At 44.1% G+C, this 16418-nt stretch carries 18 protein-coding genes; 6 read left to right on the top strand and 12 right to left on the bottom strand.

What is annotated here, in order from left to right:
* Positions 1 to 99 precede the first annotated feature (99 nt).
* Positions 100 to 1167, top strand: a complete 1068-nt coding sequence (locus VP97_RS15945; protein ID WP_050182953.1) for an NAD(P)/FAD-dependent oxidoreductase — start codon at positions 100 to 102, stop codon at positions 1165 to 1167.
* A 35-nt stretch (positions 1168 to 1202) separates the two neighbouring features.
* Here the strand turns inward: VP97_RS15945 and VP97_RS15940 are convergent, their stop codons facing one another.
* On the bottom strand, positions 1203 to 2600 hold the full coding sequence (locus VP97_RS15940; protein WP_050183051.1) for an NAD-dependent succinate-semialdehyde dehydrogenase: 1398 nt from the start codon (positions 2598 to 2600) through the stop codon (positions 1203 to 1205).
* 202 nt (positions 2601 to 2802) lie between these two features.
* Between VP97_RS15940 and VP97_RS15935 the strand changes: the two genes are divergently transcribed.
* Positions 2803 to 3045, top strand: a complete 243-nt coding sequence (locus VP97_RS15935) for a NifU family protein (RefSeq protein WP_050182950.1) — start codon at positions 2803 to 2805, stop codon at positions 3043 to 3045.
* A gap of 35 nt (positions 3046 to 3080) precedes the next feature.
* On the opposite strand, the gene VP97_RS15930 is transcribed toward VP97_RS15935, so the two are convergent.
* Positions 3081 to 4061: a 2-hydroxyacid dehydrogenase gene (locus tag VP97_RS15930; RefSeq protein ID WP_050182946.1), complete on the bottom strand. Its 981-nt coding sequence runs from the start codon at positions 4059 to 4061 to the stop codon at positions 3081 to 3083.
* 122 nt (positions 4062 to 4183) lie between these two features.
* Between VP97_RS15930 and VP97_RS15925 the strand changes: the two genes are divergently transcribed.
* Positions 4184 to 4690, top strand: coding sequence for a phosphatidylglycerophosphatase A family protein (locus VP97_RS15925; protein ID WP_050182944.1), 507 nt, complete (start codon positions 4184 to 4186; stop codon positions 4688 to 4690).
* A 151-nt stretch (positions 4691 to 4841) separates the two neighbouring features.
* Here the strand turns inward: VP97_RS15925 and VP97_RS15920 are convergent, their stop codons facing one another.
* From VP97_RS15920 to VP97_RS15910, 3 genes are all read right to left on the bottom strand, one after another.
* A complete protein-coding gene (locus VP97_RS15920) occupies positions 4842 to 6347 on the bottom strand; it encodes an FAD-dependent oxidoreductase (RefSeq protein ID WP_082220401.1) in 1506 nt (501 codons plus the stop codon).
* Between the two features lie 88 nt (positions 6348 to 6435).
* Positions 6436 to 7203, bottom strand: a complete 768-nt coding sequence (locus tag VP97_RS15915) for a TIGR01457 family HAD-type hydrolase (protein ID WP_050182939.1) — start codon at positions 7201 to 7203, stop codon at positions 6436 to 6438.
* A complete protein-coding gene (locus VP97_RS15910; protein ID WP_050182937.1) occupies positions 7200 to 7655 on the bottom strand; it encodes a DUF86 domain-containing protein in 456 nt (151 codons plus the stop codon). The genes VP97_RS15915 and VP97_RS15910 overlap by 4 nt, the downstream gene beginning before the upstream one ends.
* Positions 7656 to 7730: 75 nt before the next feature.
* On the opposite strand from VP97_RS15910, the gene VP97_RS15905 reads away from it, so the two are divergent.
* Complete coding sequence (locus tag VP97_RS15905) at positions 7731 to 7997, top strand: DUF3055 domain-containing protein (RefSeq protein WP_050182935.1); 267 nt, start codon at positions 7731 to 7733, stop codon at positions 7995 to 7997.
* Between the two features lie 22 nt (positions 7998 to 8019).
* Here the strand turns inward: VP97_RS15905 and VP97_RS15900 are convergent, their stop codons facing one another.
* The 4 genes from VP97_RS15900 to VP97_RS15885 all read right to left on the bottom strand — a co-directional run bounded on the left by VP97_RS15900 (position 8020) and on the right by VP97_RS15885 (position 10913).
* Positions 8020 to 8322 carry a YutD family protein gene (locus VP97_RS15900; RefSeq protein WP_050182933.1) on the bottom strand — a complete coding sequence of 101 codons (303 nt, stop codon included), beginning with the start codon at positions 8320 to 8322 and terminating at the stop codon, positions 8020 to 8022.
* On the bottom strand, positions 8323 to 9237 hold the full coding sequence (lipA, locus tag VP97_RS15895; RefSeq protein ID WP_050182930.1) for a lipoyl synthase: 915 nt from the start codon (positions 9235 to 9237) through the stop codon (positions 8323 to 8325). It lies immediately after the preceding gene.
* A 162-nt stretch (positions 9238 to 9399) separates the two neighbouring features.
* Positions 9400 to 10230, bottom strand: a complete 831-nt coding sequence (locus VP97_RS15890; RefSeq protein WP_082220400.1) for a phosphosulfolactate synthase — start codon at positions 10228 to 10230, stop codon at positions 9400 to 9402.
* Positions 10227 to 10913: a 2-phosphosulfolactate phosphatase gene (locus VP97_RS15885; protein WP_050183049.1), complete on the bottom strand. Its 687-nt coding sequence runs from the start codon at positions 10911 to 10913 to the stop codon at positions 10227 to 10229. The genes VP97_RS15890 and VP97_RS15885 overlap by 4 nt, the downstream gene beginning before the upstream one ends.
* A gap of 332 nt (positions 10914 to 11245) precedes the next feature.
* Between VP97_RS15885 and VP97_RS15880 the strand changes: the two genes are divergently transcribed.
* Positions 11246 to 12325: a sulfate permease gene (locus tag VP97_RS15880; protein WP_050182929.1), complete on the top strand. Its 1080-nt coding sequence runs from the start codon at positions 11246 to 11248 to the stop codon at positions 12323 to 12325.
* Positions 12326 to 12398: 73 nt separating this feature from the next.
* Here VP97_RS15880 and VP97_RS15875 read toward each other — a convergent pair whose 3' ends face one another.
* Entirely contained in the window at positions 12399 to 13574 is a 1176-nt protein-coding gene (locus VP97_RS15875; protein WP_050182924.1) for an MFS transporter, read from the bottom strand.
* Between the two features lie 253 nt (positions 13575 to 13827).
* Here VP97_RS15875 and VP97_RS15870 point away from each other — a divergent pair, with 253 nt between their 5' ends.
* Positions 13828 to 14412: a YitT family protein gene (locus VP97_RS15870; RefSeq protein ID WP_342667328.1), complete on the top strand. Its 585-nt coding sequence runs from the start codon at positions 13828 to 13830 to the stop codon at positions 14410 to 14412.
* Positions 14413 to 14556: 144 nt separating this feature from the next.
* Here VP97_RS15870 and VP97_RS23390 read toward each other — a convergent pair whose 3' ends face one another.
* Entirely contained in the window at positions 14557 to 14664 is a 108-nt protein-coding gene (locus VP97_RS23390) for a methionine/alanine import family NSS transporter small subunit (RefSeq protein ID WP_082220399.1), read from the bottom strand.
* On the bottom strand, positions 14665 to 16164 hold the full coding sequence (locus tag VP97_RS15865; RefSeq protein ID WP_050182923.1) for a sodium-dependent transporter: 1500 nt from the start codon (positions 16162 to 16164) through the stop codon (positions 14665 to 14667). It lies immediately after the preceding gene.
* Positions 16165 to 16418 lie beyond the last annotated feature (254 nt).

Genomic DNA, 16418 nt, shown 5'->3' with positions numbered 1-16418 from the left:
TTTCACGATGTCTGTTGAATAATAGGGCTATCTTCGTTATACTCGGATATGAATAAACGCATGCTATACATATGAATACAAAACAGAGGGGTCAGACATATGAGACATTTAGTTTTGCTTGGAGGCGGATACGGTAATATGCGTGTTTTGCTCAGGCTATTACCAAATCATTTACCAGATGATGTAACGATTACATTGGTTGACAAAGTACCCTATCACTGCTTAAAAACGGAATACTATGCACTAGCGGCTGGAACCGCTTCCGATCACGAAGTGCGTGTTTCTTTTCCAGAGCATGAAAAATTAAACATCGTTTATGATGAAATTATGTCTATCAACTTGGACCAAAAAGAAGTTCAGTTAAAAGAAAAAGGCGCACTTGCTTATGACGACCTTGTGATTGGTCTTGGGTGCGAGGATAAATACCACGGAGTGCCGGGTGCTGAGGAGTACACCTACAGCATTCAGTCCATTCAAAAGTCTCGTGCCACCTATGAAAAGCTCAACAACATGCCAGCCGGTTCAAAAGTCGGCATTGTAGGGGCTGGTCTTTCAGGCATTGAGCTGGCCAGCGAGCTTCGTGAAAGCCGGCCAGACCTTGATATTAAATTGTTTGACCGCGGACCGCGTATTTTAAAAGATTTCCCGCAGCGCTTGAGCCGCTACATTGAAAAGTGGTTTACCGACCACGGTGTAGAGGTTGTCAGTGACGCTAACATTACCCGTGTCGAGCCAGACCGCATTTATAATCATGAAGATGTTTATCAAATGGATGCGGTTGTATGGACAGCCGGCATTCAGCCAAGCCTCGTTGTGCGTGAAATGAATGTAGAAAAGGATCGCTCAGGCCGGGTTGTTTTAACGCCCCATCATAATCTGCCTGGCAATGAACACGCTTATGTAGTCGGAGACTGCGCAAGCCTTCCGCACGCACCAAGTGCACAGCTGGCGGAAGAGCAGGCTGAGCAAATTGTAGAGGTCCTTCAAAAGCGCTGGAGAAACGAGCCACTTCCAGAAAAAATGCCTGAAATGAAGCTAAAAGGGGTCCTGGGCTCTCTCGGTAAAAAGCAGGGCTTTGGCTTTGTAGCCGATCGTGCCATTACAGGACGTGTGGCCCGCTTTTTAAAATCGGGTGTATTATGGATGTACAAATATCATAATGGATAAGGAAAAAACCGGCCAAAGCGGCCGGTTTTTTGCTTTTATAATCCGAGTGAGGTATATTTTACTTCTAAAAATTCATCCATACCGTGATGGCCACCTTCACGTCCAAGACCGCTTTCTTTAAAGCCGCCAAATGGTGCTTGCGCCACGGATGGAAGTCCATCGTTTAGTCCAACAATTCCGTATTCCAATCCTTCACTTATTTCAATCGCTTCGGAAATATTTTCAGAGAAAACATAAGCGGCCAGACCAAATGGCGTATTGTTAGCACGTTCGATCACTTCTTCAGTTGTACGGTACGTGGCAATTGGTGCCAGCGGGCCGAATGTTTCCTCCACCATACAATCCATATCATCTGTTACATTCGTTAGAACAGCAGGCGTAATAAAATTCCCTTCGCTTTCGCCGCCCAGCTCAATGACTGCTCCTTTTTCCTTCGCGTCCTTCAGCTGGTTTTGCACTTTTTCCACTGCATCTTTGTCAATCAGCGGACCAATCGTTACACCTTCATCCAGCCCATTTCCGACACGCAGTTTTGACACTTCCGCTTTAAAGATTTCTGTAAACTCCTGTTCAATTGATTCATGTACATATACACGATTGGCGCAGACACAGGTCTGACCGGCGTTACGAAACTTCGAGCCAATCAATCCTTTGGCTGCTTTTTCGATATTCGCATTGGCTGTTACGATAAACGGCGCATGGCCGCCAAGCTCGAGTGATACTTTTTTCATTGTATCCGCCGCCTGCTTCATAAGCACTTTACCGATTTCTGTTGAACCGGTGAATGTCACTTTACGAACGCGGCTGTCTTCCATCCAGGAGCCTGCAACCGATTTTGAATCACCAGTCACAACATTGATCACGCCTTTGGGAATTCCAGCTTCGTGGGCAAGCTCGACAAGCTTCAGCGCGGTAAGCGGCGTAGAAGACGCCGGCTTCACGACTGCTGTGCAGCCAGACGCCAGAGCCGGACCGACTTTACGTGTAATCATAGCCGCTGGAAAGTTCCATGGTGTGATGGCTGCTACAACGCCCACCGGCTGGCGCGAAACGAACAAACGCTTTTTTGGATCGGATGCCGGAATGGTTTCTCCGTACACTCGCTTTCCTTCTTCTGCATACCATAAAATAAAGCTATTGGCATAACTTACTTCTCCAATGGCTTCCTGAAGCGGCTTTCCTTGCTCTTCTGTCATAATACGGCCAATCTCTTCTTTGTTTTCATCTATCAGGCGATGCCATTTCCGCAATAGTTCAGACCGTTCACCGGCTGTTTTTTTGGACCACGTCCGAAATGCTTCCCAGGCCGCATCGACAGCCTGCCTTGCTTCATCTGCACCACCCTTTGGTACAGATGCAAATGCCTCGCCTGTTACCGGATTGACCACATTTATTTTTTCCTGGGCTGTTATCCATTCACCGTTTATGAACATTTTCCAGTCTTTCACAAAATCCTCTCCTTTTTATCCGTCTACTGTTCTATTGCCTCGGCATCCTTTTTTAAACAATTTTTTCATTTCATATGCCAGTGCTGAGAATAAAGGAATCCCTTCCTCCTTTCTTCAAGGGAGAAATTGCATTTTCAATTTAAAATCATTATAATATATGTATCGAATCGAAAGGAGCCGATGATTCATGCAAACACAAGAACAAGAAATGTTCAGTGAAGTACAGGAAGTACTTGATAAATTACGTCCATTCCTGCTTCGCGACGGCGGCGACTGCGAACTTGTTGATATTGAAGACGGGATCGTAAAACTTCGTCTGCTTGGCGCGTGTGGCAGCTGTCCTAGTTCGACCATTACACTAAAAGCAGGAATTGAGCGTGCATTGCTCGAAGAAGTTCCTGGCATCGTGGAAGTTGAACAAGTATTTTAATGACGAGAGCTGATCCTTGATGGATCAGCTCTTTTTTAAAATTGCAGTACATCTTTGTTTACAAGTGTTTTCGGCGGCCGTTCTTCAAACACGGCTTCTATATTGTCACAGCATGTGTGCATCATTGCCAGCCTTGTTTCTTTTGATGCACTGCCGATATGCGGAAGTGCCACCACATTTTTCATCGATAAAAACGGGTGATCCGCAGAAATAGGTTCCCGGTCGAACACATCCAGCCCCGCAGCGGTAATTTCACCCGCTTCAAGCGCATCAATTAAAGCCTGTTCATTAATAATAGGGCCCCTGCTGGCATTGATAAATATCGCTTCTTTTTTCATTCTTTGAAAATGCTCACGCTGGAACATCCCCCGTGTATCATCATTCAGCGGTGCCAGGCAAACAATAAAATCGGCTTCAGCCAGCATTTCATCCAGGCTGCAATACTGAGCACCCAGCATTTCCTCGGCCACTTCGTGACGCTTTCGATTATGATATAAAATTTCCATATCGAAGCCAGCTGCCCTTTTCGCCACAGCGGTTCCAATCTTACCCATCCCGACAATGCCAATTTTTTTATGATGTACATCCGTTCCAACAAGCATCATGGGCGCCCAGCTTGTCCATTTTCCTTCCTTCATAAACTCGGCTGCTTCAGTCATCCGGCGTGCTGTTGCTAAAAGAAGGGCGAACGTCAAATCGGCCGTTGTATCGGTTAACACATCCGGCGTATTGCAAATGGCTACTCCACAGCGGCTCGCAGCCTCCAGGTCAATATTATCGAAGCCAACAGCCATATTTGCGACCACTTTTAACTCGCCTGCCTGCAAAAGCAATTCCTCGTCCACCACGTCTGATATGACTGTTAACAGTGCATGAGCGGAAGCAGCTTTTTGAAGAAGAATGTTCCGCGGAACAGCTTGATCTTCCTCTGTCCATGTTTCTACGTGGTAAGAAGCAGACAATCTCGCCACTATTTCATCCGGTACTTTTCTCGTTACGTACACAAACGGCTTCACGCAGCGCACCCCATTTCCGATTATTCTGTCTTATTGTATCATTTTCATCTCGAGTATGTCACAATGAAAACGGGTATAGGAATGTCAGTAATACATATAATGATAAAAAAGGTGTGTTGAGGATGAGTATTGAAAAAAAGCGCGTTATGAGTATGTCTGAACAAACCGCTCGCCGCTGGATTGCGGAACGTGGTGTTAAAGTGGATGATATCGCGGAGCTTGTTTTGTATCTACAAAAGCCTTATCATCCTGATTTAAAGCTTGAGGAAGCGGCTGAGCATGTGGAAGCTGTGCTTCGCAAGCGTGAAGTACAAAACGCGATCCTGACAGGTATTCAGCTCGATATGCTGGCGGAAAAAAATGAGCTGGCTGAGCCGCTTCAATCTATTATCAAAACAGACGAGGGCTTATACGGCCTTGATGAAACCATTGCGACAGCCATTATCAATGTGTATGGCACCATTGGCTTAACAAGCTATGGCTATATCGACAAGCAAAAACCAGGCATTTTGCAATTTTTAAATGATAAATCAACCGGGCAGGTGCATACATTTTTAGATGATATTGTCGGCGCCCTGGCTGCCGCCGCGGCAAGCCGCCTCGCCCACCGTGCGGCTCACACAGAATAAGCTTCTTTTTAAAGCCTTCAGCTCCTGGAAAAAGCAAGAAAGCAGGCTGTTAGATAAAGCCTATCTTCCCAGGAAGAAAGCCGCGCGACAAGCGATACGGAAACCGGCCATTTATAAACAACCTGTAAGCCGCCTTTTTTAGGCGGCTTTTTTATTTCTTTTTAAGCGGCTGAACGGCCGGGCCTTCGAGTACCTCTCCCTCATAGGAAAATCTGGAGCCATGGCACGGACAGTCCCACGAGCGTTCTGCATCATTCCATTTTGTTTCACAGCCCATATGAGTACATGTGATATCGACAAAGTGACACTGTCCTTGTTCATCTCTGTAGGCACCCGTTTTTTCGCCATCGACTATAACGACCGCTCCTTCACCCGGCTGGAGGGAATCAACCGTTTTTTCCGCTGTTTTCAGTTTTCCGCTAATTAAGTCTTTTGCCACTTTGGTGTTTTGCCCAACAAACGTTTTGATATCTGTTGGTTTCAATTTCTTCCGTTTCGGGTCGTATAATTCTGCATAACGGCTGTTCCCTTTAACAATCAAATCAGTGATAAGGCCTGCCGCCACTGTTCCACTTGTCATGCCCCATTTCGCATACCCGGTGGCAACATAAATATTGTCATGTGAGTGGCCAATGTATGGAACCTGGTCGAGCGTAATTAAATCCTGGGCAGACCACCGGTACAAAACATCCTGGGCACCGAAATGCTCTTTAGCAAATTCGGCCAGTTTCTCATAATGCTCCATTGTTTTTTGCTTGCTGTTTCCTACCGGATGATTTTCACCGCCAATGATAAGCAGCTGTTCCCCATTTTCAAGAGAAGCGGCCCGAACGGATCTTGATGGCTGGTCCTCGCTTATATACATGCCACTCTTGAATGTATTTGTGCCCTTTACGCCAATGGCATATGACCGCTCTGGATGAAGTTTGGCAAAATATCCTCCATCAAAATCATTAAAAGGAAAATGGGAGGCCACCACAAGATGCTCTCCGGTAATCGTGAAGCCGTCACTTGTCCGGACTGTTTTTCCTTCCACGGACTCTGCCCGCGTATGTTCAAAAATATGAACCTGCTCCGCCATATCCTGAACAAGCGCCTCTAGAAATTTCACAGGATGAAACTGTGCCTGGCCGCGCATGACCAGTGCTTCCTCTACATGAAAGGGAAGATTCATTTGTGCAGAAGCTTGATCCAGTCCTCCATCAATACCGAGCTGCTTATACGCCTTCAATTCTTTTTCAAGCATTGGGCGCATCTCATTTGTCGTAATATACACATAGGCATCCTGCAAAGTAAAGTCACAATCAATTTCCAGCCCATCTACCGTCCGGTTTAAAAAGGCAGCAGCCTCCTGATTTGCTTCATAGTAAAGGCGTGCTTTTTCCTTACCCAGCGTGCGGATTAAATGATCATAGATCAACCCGTGCTGAGCTGATATTTTTGCGGTCGTAAAGCCGGTTGTCCCATCGGTTAATTTTCCCGCCTCGATCAGCACTACCTGCTTGCCTTCCTTCGCCAGCTTCCATGCGGTTAAAATTCCAGTGATGCCGCCGCCTACGATTACCACTTCCGACGTTAAATTGGCTTGCAGCGGAGCGAACGAACGCGGGGCTTCATGATCTTTCCAGTAAGAGATAGATTGCTTTGGAATATACATAAGGGCCTCCTTAAAAGTAGTCATGCTCTTTACATACCCTGGCCCGTCCAGTTTTACCCCAAAAAAAGAAACAGCAATGTGCTGTTTCTTACAATTCCCACTCGTTTAAATTTTTTCTTGTATAGGTCGGCTGAATCTCATACCGTTCTAGAAATTCGGGCTGAGTGACACCTGTATGCACAAGCAGCGTATCGATACCGATGTTAATACCGGCAAGAATATCGGTGTCGTAATAATCCCCTACCATAATCGTTTCTTCTTTTGATGTGCCAAGGACCGTCATGGCCTGTTCCATAATAACCGGCTCCGGTTTACCGATAAAAACCGGTTCTGTTTCTGTTGACACGGATACAACAGATGTCAGCGAGCCGTTCCCCGGAAGAAAGCCGCGTTCAGATGGAATCGCAATGTCACCGTTTGTGGAAATAAAGCGGGCACCATTGCGCACAGCAAGGCAGGCTCCTGCCAGCTTTTCGTATGTAATTCCGCGATCAATTCCTGTCACGACGTAATCAGGGTGTTCATGCGTCACAACCTCGAGACCTTGCTCTGCAAGCGCCTGTAGAATTCCATCTTCTCCGATCACATACACCGTTGCTCCCGGCTTTTCATCATGAATAAACTGCGCCGTTGCGCGGGAAGTAGTAAATACATTTTCCGGCCGCGTATGAATACCCATTTTCACTAGTTTGTCCGCAACCTGTTCCGGCGTACGGGATGAATTATTCGTTACAAACAAGTATGGAAGGCCGGCTGCATTCAAACGGTCTACAAACTCTGGCGCACCAGGGATAATTTGTGTGCCAGCATACATCGTGCCGTCTAAATCGATTAAATAGCCTTTATAACGTGTCATTTTGTTTCTCCTTCTTCTGGTAAAAATGCAGAAACTGGTCCAAGCTCGTGCTCTAAATAAGCGCGGACGCGGTTTGGAAAATCAGCCAGCTCCTGTTTGTTCGCAATCAGCACAGCTGCCAGTTCATCATGCGAAATGGAAATATACTCACGGACAAGCTTTTTACGAAGAGCAATAACATCCTTTAGGGGGGAAGCTTGCTCCGGTAAAATTACTTTTTCATCCTCTAAAATATCGACTATATCTTCGTAGCTCCCAGGATCACGCATAATAAACCCATCAATCATCGCATTGCCGACGTCAATGATTGATTCTATAACAGTTTGAGCGATTCGCTCGAGTGCTGCCCTTTCAATTACTGTACCCCAGGCTGGCTGAGAGTGGAACAAATCGAGCTGCTGCTCCATAAAGCGAAGTGTTGCTTCCATTTTTTTACGGTCAATAAAATACACAGGCCATCCTTCCTTTCCGATTCTATTGTATCATGTGGTACAATGGTTGAAAATGTACAGTGGAGGGCACAGCACATGAGTGAACGTTTTTTTCTTTATGATGAGAAAGATACGACGGTAACGCGTTTTGTCAGCTTTGCCGGCGAGCATAGCCGGTATGACCTGGCGCTTATGCAGACAGACCGCTATTACGGCAAATGGGTCGTTTTGAATCTGCAGGGAAATACATATGCCATTATCGGCCGGGACGATCTGGAAGAGCCAGGTTATATTGAATATGCTTTTAACATGAACGAAGCAGAAGCAGCTGAATTAAAAGAGTTTTTAGCTGAGATTGTGTAAACAAGAAAAAAACCGGTCGATTTTATTGAGCCGGTTTTTTTGGTGCCGCCGTAACGGGCAGCTTTTTTAAAATAAAATAGCCGCAGCCGAAATTACAGTACTCAAGCAAATAATCACGTATGGTAGAAAACTTGTTGTCATAGGATGATTTTTTGTTATCGTCTTCAAAAAATCCTTTTAGCCGAAGCTGTCCGTAACCCCAGTCGCCTACAATGTAATCATATTTAGCTAAAATATCGCTGTAGCGGGCCCGGAAGGCTTCTTCATTAAATCCTTCCGTCCGCTCTTCAACAATTTCATAGCTTTCATTTTGAATCGTAATCATTTAGTTGGCCGCCTGTGCTTCGCCCTGCTCGTGCTTCGCTTTTGCTGCTGCATTTACTTGTTCATCTGCATGGTAGGAAGAGCGAACCATCGGACCCGCTTCACAGTGGCTGAATCCTTTTGACATGGCAATTTCACGAAGCTCCGCAAATTCGTCAGGATGGTAATACTTCTGCACCTTTAAGTGCTTTTTCGATGGCTGCAAATACTGGCCGATCGTCATAATATCTACGTTATTGGCACGAAGATCGTCCATTACCTCAATAATCTCTTCTTTTGTTTCTCCGAGGCCGACCATCAAGCTTGATTTTGTCGGAATATCCGGCTGCATTTCTTTCGCACGGCGTAAAAACTCAAGCGAGCGGTCATATTTTGCCCGTGCACGCACCCTCGGCGTCAAACGGCGGACTGTTTCGATGTTATGATTTAAAATATCAGGCTTTGCATCCATCAGCATTTGTAAGTTTTCTTCAATCCCGCCCATGTCAGAAGGAAGCACTTCAATCGATGTAAAGGGATTTTTACGGCGAATAGCACGGACTGTTTCGGCAAATACATAAGCGCCGCCATCTTTTAAATCATCACGTGCAACGGCTGTTACCACCACGTGCTTTAAGTTCATTTGTACAACCGAATCAGCTACGCGCTCCGGTTCCTGCAAGTCAAGCTCTGTCGGAAGACCCGTTTTTACAGCACAGAAACGGCAGGCACGTGTGCAGACACTGCCCAGAATCATAAAAGTGGCTGTGCGGCGAACAGCCCAGCATTCATGGATGTTTGGGCATTTGGCTTCTTCACAAACTGTATGAAGCTGCTTTTCGCGCATCATTTTCTTCAGTCCTGTGTAATTTTCGTTTGTATTAAGCTTTATTTTCAACCATTCTGGTTTACGCAAGTATTCCTCTTTCGTGCTCATTTTTCCATCTCCAATCAGCTTACACTATACCGCTACTTTATCATAATTATCATATGGCCGCAAAAGGTGTTTATAAAAAGTAAGAGAAAATGTGTCCGGCTGTTAAAATATAAATAAATGAAAAGCTGCAGCCCTGTTTGCATAAAGGCTGCAGCTTTTTCTTCATATGAAATACTCTATACTGTCAGAAGAAACCTTGTTCACTTCGTGCTGTTTTGTGATGATACATCGCTCGTTTAAAGAAAATGTATCGGACCGCAGCCCAAGCCGTAATGTTTCAAGCGGAATTGCATCAGAAAATGGAATGTTAGCGAGGTTCACATTCGGGCCGGCGATTTGGATAAAAGCCGTCTGTAATTTTTTTGAGGGTGCTTCAAAAATCATCCTTTGCAGATCGATTCCTGTTTCTAATATTTTTTCGACAATTTCCATTCTCATTTCTCCGTTACTCTGGCAGATACCGCTCGTGCCGCTTTCCCTGGCTTCTGTGATCACTTTTGAAGCACCCGCCTCGATATCCTCTATGATCCACTCAACCCACTCGGAAGCATTTTGGTGCTGGGATTTATCGCTGTCTTTTGCCCCTACTTCACTAAAAACAATAAAGTCTTTTGAAAACTCTTTGATATAAGCCGCTTTTTCCCGATTACTCATGTTAATCGTGCCATTTGAGATTTCAATATACCGGCAGCCAAACTGGTGAATGAACTTCTTAAACTCGGTTACTTTTTTTTGGCTGATAAACTTCTCAAATAATGTACCGCCGAAAAAGAAATTCACCCCATGCTCCTGAAGGCAGGCAATTTTCTGCTCAAGGTGTTTTGTCACAACGGCAGTTCCCCAGCCAAATTTCACAAAATCAATGTATGCTTCTGAACTATTAATCGTGTCTTGAAAAAGCTGTAACGGCACGCCATTGTCAATTAAAATGGTGACGCCATTCCCTCTAGGCTTACTGCTTCTCCCTGGCAAGCTGAGCCCCGTGTCTCTCATACATTCACCCTCACAATTCTCGGTAAATTATTTTTCTCACTTATTTTCATTACAAAACCTGTGTCCAGCTCTTTCACGCACAAGTCAATATCTGCAGGGTTAAATTCCGGCCTGTCAGCATCGAAGAATTTTTGCGCTGGCTCTGCTGCCCGTATTCTTGAAATCGTATCGTCTCGAAAGCAGCCTGCTTGACCTTCTATAATGGCTTTCATGTATTGGGCGCAGGCAAGATCTTCGTCTCCACTCGGATGTGAAGCAATAATATTGATGTCGGCGTGTGGTCCAGCCAGCTGACGAATGTGCTGGGCTGTTGTTTTCGCATTTGAAAAACCAGTCACAAATACATGGCTGGCGTTCAAAGCATGTAAAGCTGCCCTGACTCCGTTGGTTGTTTTTTGAACCAGTATCTGCCCTTCTACGTTTGCTTCAAGAAGACCTGCCGGAGAGTTATCAAGATCAAATCCAGGAATGTGCAGGCCTTTCTCTTCTCCAGCCAGCATATATTGAGGGGTTTTTTCTTTTAATTGGCGAGCGGAATGCACCGTTTCTGCAAGAAATATTTCTTTTGCCCCCTTTAAGAACGCATAATGAGCAAAAGTAAAAGCGCGGATTACGTCAATTACCACATTGACATCGGCACAGCTCAGCTGGTGAGAGTGGCCCTGATAAATTTGGACTGTCATCATCTGCTCCTCTCCTTTTAAACATTCTTTTGCCTGCTGACAGTTCATACTGGAATTTTGCTTTCTCTCACCTTATCAGCATATGGTAATTTATTCGTCTATTTTTCAGTTGGTTCTTGATTTTTATGCGACTAGGCATATGCTCAGCTTGCTTTTTCATTTCGAACTCTTTTTCTAAAAGCTGAATAAACTGCCTTTAGGAATTCACCTACTTATAGGTTTTGTTTCAGGATGGAGCACGGCTGCTTGTTTTGGACTGAGCCGTATAGGTTTGTTCAGTGAAAAAAAGAGAAGGCGGGCGTCACCCGGATAGATAGGAGCGGAACAGGAAAATGATTACCTTACTGGCTTTTCTGGCAGCCCTTTTTTTTGCACTCAATATCGGTGCAAGCGGAGCTGCTGCCTCCATGGGTATTGCCTACGGTTCTGGCGCATTAAAAAACAGGCGGATTGCATTGGTCATTTGTGGAATCGGTGTTTTACTCGGTGCAGCTTTAGGTGGAGGTGAAGTGGCGAAAACACTTGGTTCAGGAATTATCCCCCAAGAGTTAATCAGTATTCAGATTTCCTTGATCATTCTTTGCTCAGCCGCCATTTCACTTTTTATCGCCAATATTTCCGGTATCCCCCTTTCCACAAGTGAAGTAACGGTAGGGGCTATCGTTGGTGTTGGAGTTGCTTATAAGCAGGTATTTGTTGGTACGCTGCTGACAATCATGCTGTACTGGATCCTTATTCCAGTTGTCGCGTTTTTTCTTGCCTGGCTTTTAAACAAAGGTGTAAAACGGGCAGAGGCAAGACTGTTATTTTTAAAAAAACAAAAATCCGTAAAGATTTTGTCCGTATTAGTCATTTGCACAGGATTTCTTGAAGCTTTTTCAGCCGGTATGAACAATGTGGCGAACTCAATCGGCCCGCTTGCCGCTTCGGGACTAATTTCGATTCAAAACGGTATTGTGATCGGCGGCCTCTTTACGGCAGCCGGTGCGCTCCTGCTCGGTGGAAGAGTCATCGAAACAAACGGGAAAAAGCTGACAAAGTTAAGTTTACTTCAAGGAAGTGCCGTGTCAGGGCTTGGCGGTACACTGGTCATCATTGCGTCTCTTATCGGTATTCCTGTTCCACAAACACAAGTAACGACATGTAGCATTCTCGGTATTGGCTTTTCGGAAGAAGGTTCATCCATCTTTCAAAAAGGGATTATCAGCCGCCTGCTGAAGGTATGGCTCGTCTCCCCTCTGTTTTCCCTGGTTATTTCCTACAACCTCGTTAAGCTGTTTTTGGATTTTGATGTTTATGCCGTTATCGTGGGTGCTTCTGTTTTTGCAGCTACGGTTGGCTCGATCAGCTTGATTAAGCCAATTGGCATTGTAAAACCTGCTTTTCCAAAAGAAGGAAATAAGTTTAAATAAGCTGGATGAGGCGAAATCAAAAAGGACCGGAACCTATGTAGATCGTCCGGTCCTGTCAAGGCAGGGAAAGTCTTCAGTTTTTGATTTCCTTTACCTGAATAAATTTCATAACCATAAATAACATAATCAGCCCTAGTACACCTGCTGTAATATAGCCTGCATTTAAAAATTTTGCCATTACAATCGACATCAAAGGCGGCCCTGCTGCTACCCCCGCAAACCGGGATGCACTGAAAAAAGAGGTAATGGTGCCTCTTTCTTCTTTTTTGATGTTTTCTGTAACAATGGCGTCCAGTACAGGCATAACAGCCCCAATCGCCATTCCCAGGATGCTGGTCACCACCAAAAGAAGGATCAGCTGCTTGCTGACAAAGCCGACAAACACCACACTAATAGACGTAAGAATCAAACAAACAATAAGGATTTTTCTCATATTTGGCAAATTCCCTTTGATTTTGCGCCCAACTGTAAACGCTACAATACAAAGCAAGAAAAGCGGAATCGCTAATATAAAGCCTTTTTTGATATCAAAAATTTGATGTACTTTCTCCAAAATATCCGACAGATAAAATAACACACTGAATAATACCAAAAATACATAAAATCCCAACAGAAAAACGGTGAAAAGCCATTTCCCTTCTTTTTTTAAGGTCTTTTTCGTATTACTGACAAATTCTTTAAATTTCTTTGGCTCTTCCTGCTTTCCTTTTGGCACTTTCACAAAGAAAAAAATCAATGCGATCGAGATTAAACTAAAAGCAGAAATCGCAAAGAAGGGCAAAAACCATAAAAAAGCGGCAAGGACGGATCCAAGGATCGGACTTAACACTTTTCCGAACGTATTCGATGTTTCGATGGTCCCCAGGCAGGCACTTGTTTTTTCCGCATTGTCTTTGTAAAGATCTCCCACAAGCGGCAGTATAATGGGCATTGCTCCCGCCGAACCAATCCCCTGCAATATCCGCCCAATAATAATCCATGTGTAGGGATCCGCCATTTTCCAGGAGGCAAACCCGGCAATCAGACCCCCGATCAAAGCGAGAACCAGGCTCGGTAAAATAACTTTTTTCCGTCCAAGACGATCAGATAAATACCCCGCTATCGGAATTAAAAAAACAGCGGCAACGGAATAACTTGTGATGATCATACTTGATTGAAAAGAGGAGATTCCCACCTTTTTTTCCAGTATCGGCAGAACTGGGATTAACATAGAATTCCCCAGTGTCATGACGAGTGGAATGGAAGCCATACTGACAACGCACCATATACTTACTTTTTCAGCTTGTTTCCCCACGTGCGCACCCCGTTTAATGTTTTTTATAATCGCTCATTAAATGTATGGTCTCCTTGCGTATTCTTTTTATACAGCGGCGCATACACTTTAAAAAGAGGACGAGCACGCCACTTCAAATGCAATTGGGGATGATTTATTGAAAGCCAATAAAAAAACGAAGACTGCACTCACCTTCCGACGTTTCGTCAGAAAGCATTTCCTTATTAGTGTGGGAGCGGTTATGCAGGGATTTGCAATGGGCGTGTTTTTATTCCCAAACTTTATTCCTTCCGGCGGCGGCGCTGGTCTGACTGTGCTTTTAAATTACTGGCTGCATATTCCGCTGAGTATTGCCCTCTGGCTTGTAAATTCGTCTATGCTTTTATTTGCTGTTCACTATTTAGGAGGTATGAGCGCTCTTGGCACGCTTCTTGGCATTACCATTACGTCTATGTCCGTAAACATCTTTAACGTGTATGTAGAATCACCCTTTTCAAATGTGTGGATTGATTTGTTTTGCGGCTCCATTTTTTTTGGCACCGGTGTATCCATTTTATTAAGGCAGGGCGTTTCAAATGGAGGCGTTGGCGTCATTGCTTTAATTATTGCCAAATATAAGCATGTCAATCCGAGTAAGCCACTGTTTTGGATTAACGGCTTTATTTTTCTTATCACAGCTTATGTAATCGCCTGGGAAATTGTTGTCCAAGCCCTTATATGCCAGTGGATGTCCACAAGAACCATTGGCTGGCTGTACACTTTCCCTCGTCCTAAAAACATCCTGACCTTCGACTTTATCTGGCGTAAAAAATAAATCATTCCACAATAAAAATAGGGATGATTAGCTGTTTACTGTATACCATATAAAAAAGCTGGATTGCCTGATCAGGCAATCCAGCTTTTTCTTCGCAAAATATTTAGCAGCGCAGCTTCACATTTTTAATATTTGAACTTGCCACTATTTGTTTTCTTTTGCTTTTTTCACCGCGTGACTAATGCTGGCACCAAGGCCGCCCCAAATGATCACAACGCCGACAATCATCATTACAATTGCACTTGCACTCATTTACATTCCCCCCCTGCCTTGTTTGCCAAAAGGTTTAATCAGCATGAAAATAACACCAACGACTAAAGCAGCTGCGGCAACCAGCCAGCCATAAGTAAATAGGAAGGAAGCGGAGTAGCCTCCATCTCCGTATGGAGTCGTGATATTCTGACGAATATTGTCAAACATCATATAAGCAAGCACGATCGGTGTCACAAATTTCAAGCAGAATTTCCACCATGCACCAAGATGAATATCTGATACCGCATCAGCATGCTGTTTTAGTGCATCCAGTTCTTTGAATACCCAAACGACTAAAATAACTTCGACGAAACCGGCAAAAACAACACCAAATTGATTAATAAAGTAATCCGTAACATCCAGGAAGTTTAAGCCGCCTTTTGTCGCAAATACAAGAGAAAGAACGGCTGCTAACCCGCCGCCAACAAGAACGGAAACAGTACGCGAAATATTGAATTTTTCCTGCAGGCCGGCAACAAATGTCTCTACAATGGAGATAAGCGATGTAAGTCCTGCAAGCGTAAGGGAAGCAAAAAATAAAAAACCGAAGAAGCCATTCGCAACAGGAAATTCATTAATAATTTGCGGAAACACAGCAAACGCTAAAATGACTCCACTTGATACTACTTCATTGACCGGAACACCTTGCTGCTGGGCCATAAATCCAAGAGCAGCAAAAACACCGAAACCAGCCAGTAATTCAAAGGATGAATTTGAAAAAGCGGTGATAAATGCATTGTTTGTAATATCTGCTTTTTTTGGCAAATAACTAGAATAGGTGATCATGATAGCAAAACCAACGGATAAGCTGAAGAAAATTTGACCGTAAGCCGCAATCCATACTTTACCATCCGCAATTTTTGACCAGTCCGGCTGGAAAAATGCTTCTAATCCATCAAGTGCTCCCGGAAGCGTCATAGCACGAATAACAACGATTAAAAATAGAACAACGAGTACAGGAAGCATGACTTTCGTTGCTGCTTCAATTCCTTTTTTGATACCAGAAACTAAGATTCCAAGCGTTACAATCCAAATAACCACAAGCGGCAATAAAACCCCGCTAGCAAACCCGCCAAACTGGCCAGCTTCAGCTACCTGCAGGTAATCACCAAGCAGAAAGTCCTGAGGTGTGTCGCCCCATGTAAGTTTAAAAGAGAAGAATGAATAGGATGTTGCCCAGGCAATAATAACAGAATAATAGGTTGCAATCACAAACGAGATTGCCAGCTGCCACCAGCCGAGCCACTCTGCTTTTTTATTGAGACGTGTCAGTGTTAGCGGTGCTGAACCCCGGTATTTGTGCCCCATTGTAAATTCCATGATAAGAAGTGGAATACCCGCTGTTAACAAAGCAAATAAATAGGGTAGGAAAAATGCTCCTCCTCCATTTTCATAGGCGACAGCTGGAAAACGCCAAATATTTCCTAACCCGATCGCCGAGCCAACCGCTGCCATAATAAATCCAGCGCGGGATCCCCATTGTGGACGATTTTGTTCCATATAAATGGACCTCCTTGAATATGCAAAACATGCAAAATTTTCGTATTTTCAGATAATTTCTGAAGACTTTATTTATTATAATCTTCTTAATAATATTCGTAAATATCTTTTTTATTGTTTTCTTAGAATAATTCAGTAAATTTTAAATAAATTCGCTTTCGCAATAAGAAAAGCCTGCATATTTTCCATATACAGGTCTTTCTTCTAAAAAAACTACTTTTTTCTTTTTAAAATAAAAGCAAACATAGCTAGTA

The organism is Domibacillus robiginosus, from assembly GCF_000966195.1.
GTDB classification, from domain to species: Bacteria; Bacillota; Bacilli; order Bacillales; family Domibacillaceae; genus Domibacillus; species Domibacillus robiginosus.
Note: the sequence above shows the minus strand (reverse complement) of the source record. Positions and strands in the feature narration are given on the sequence as shown.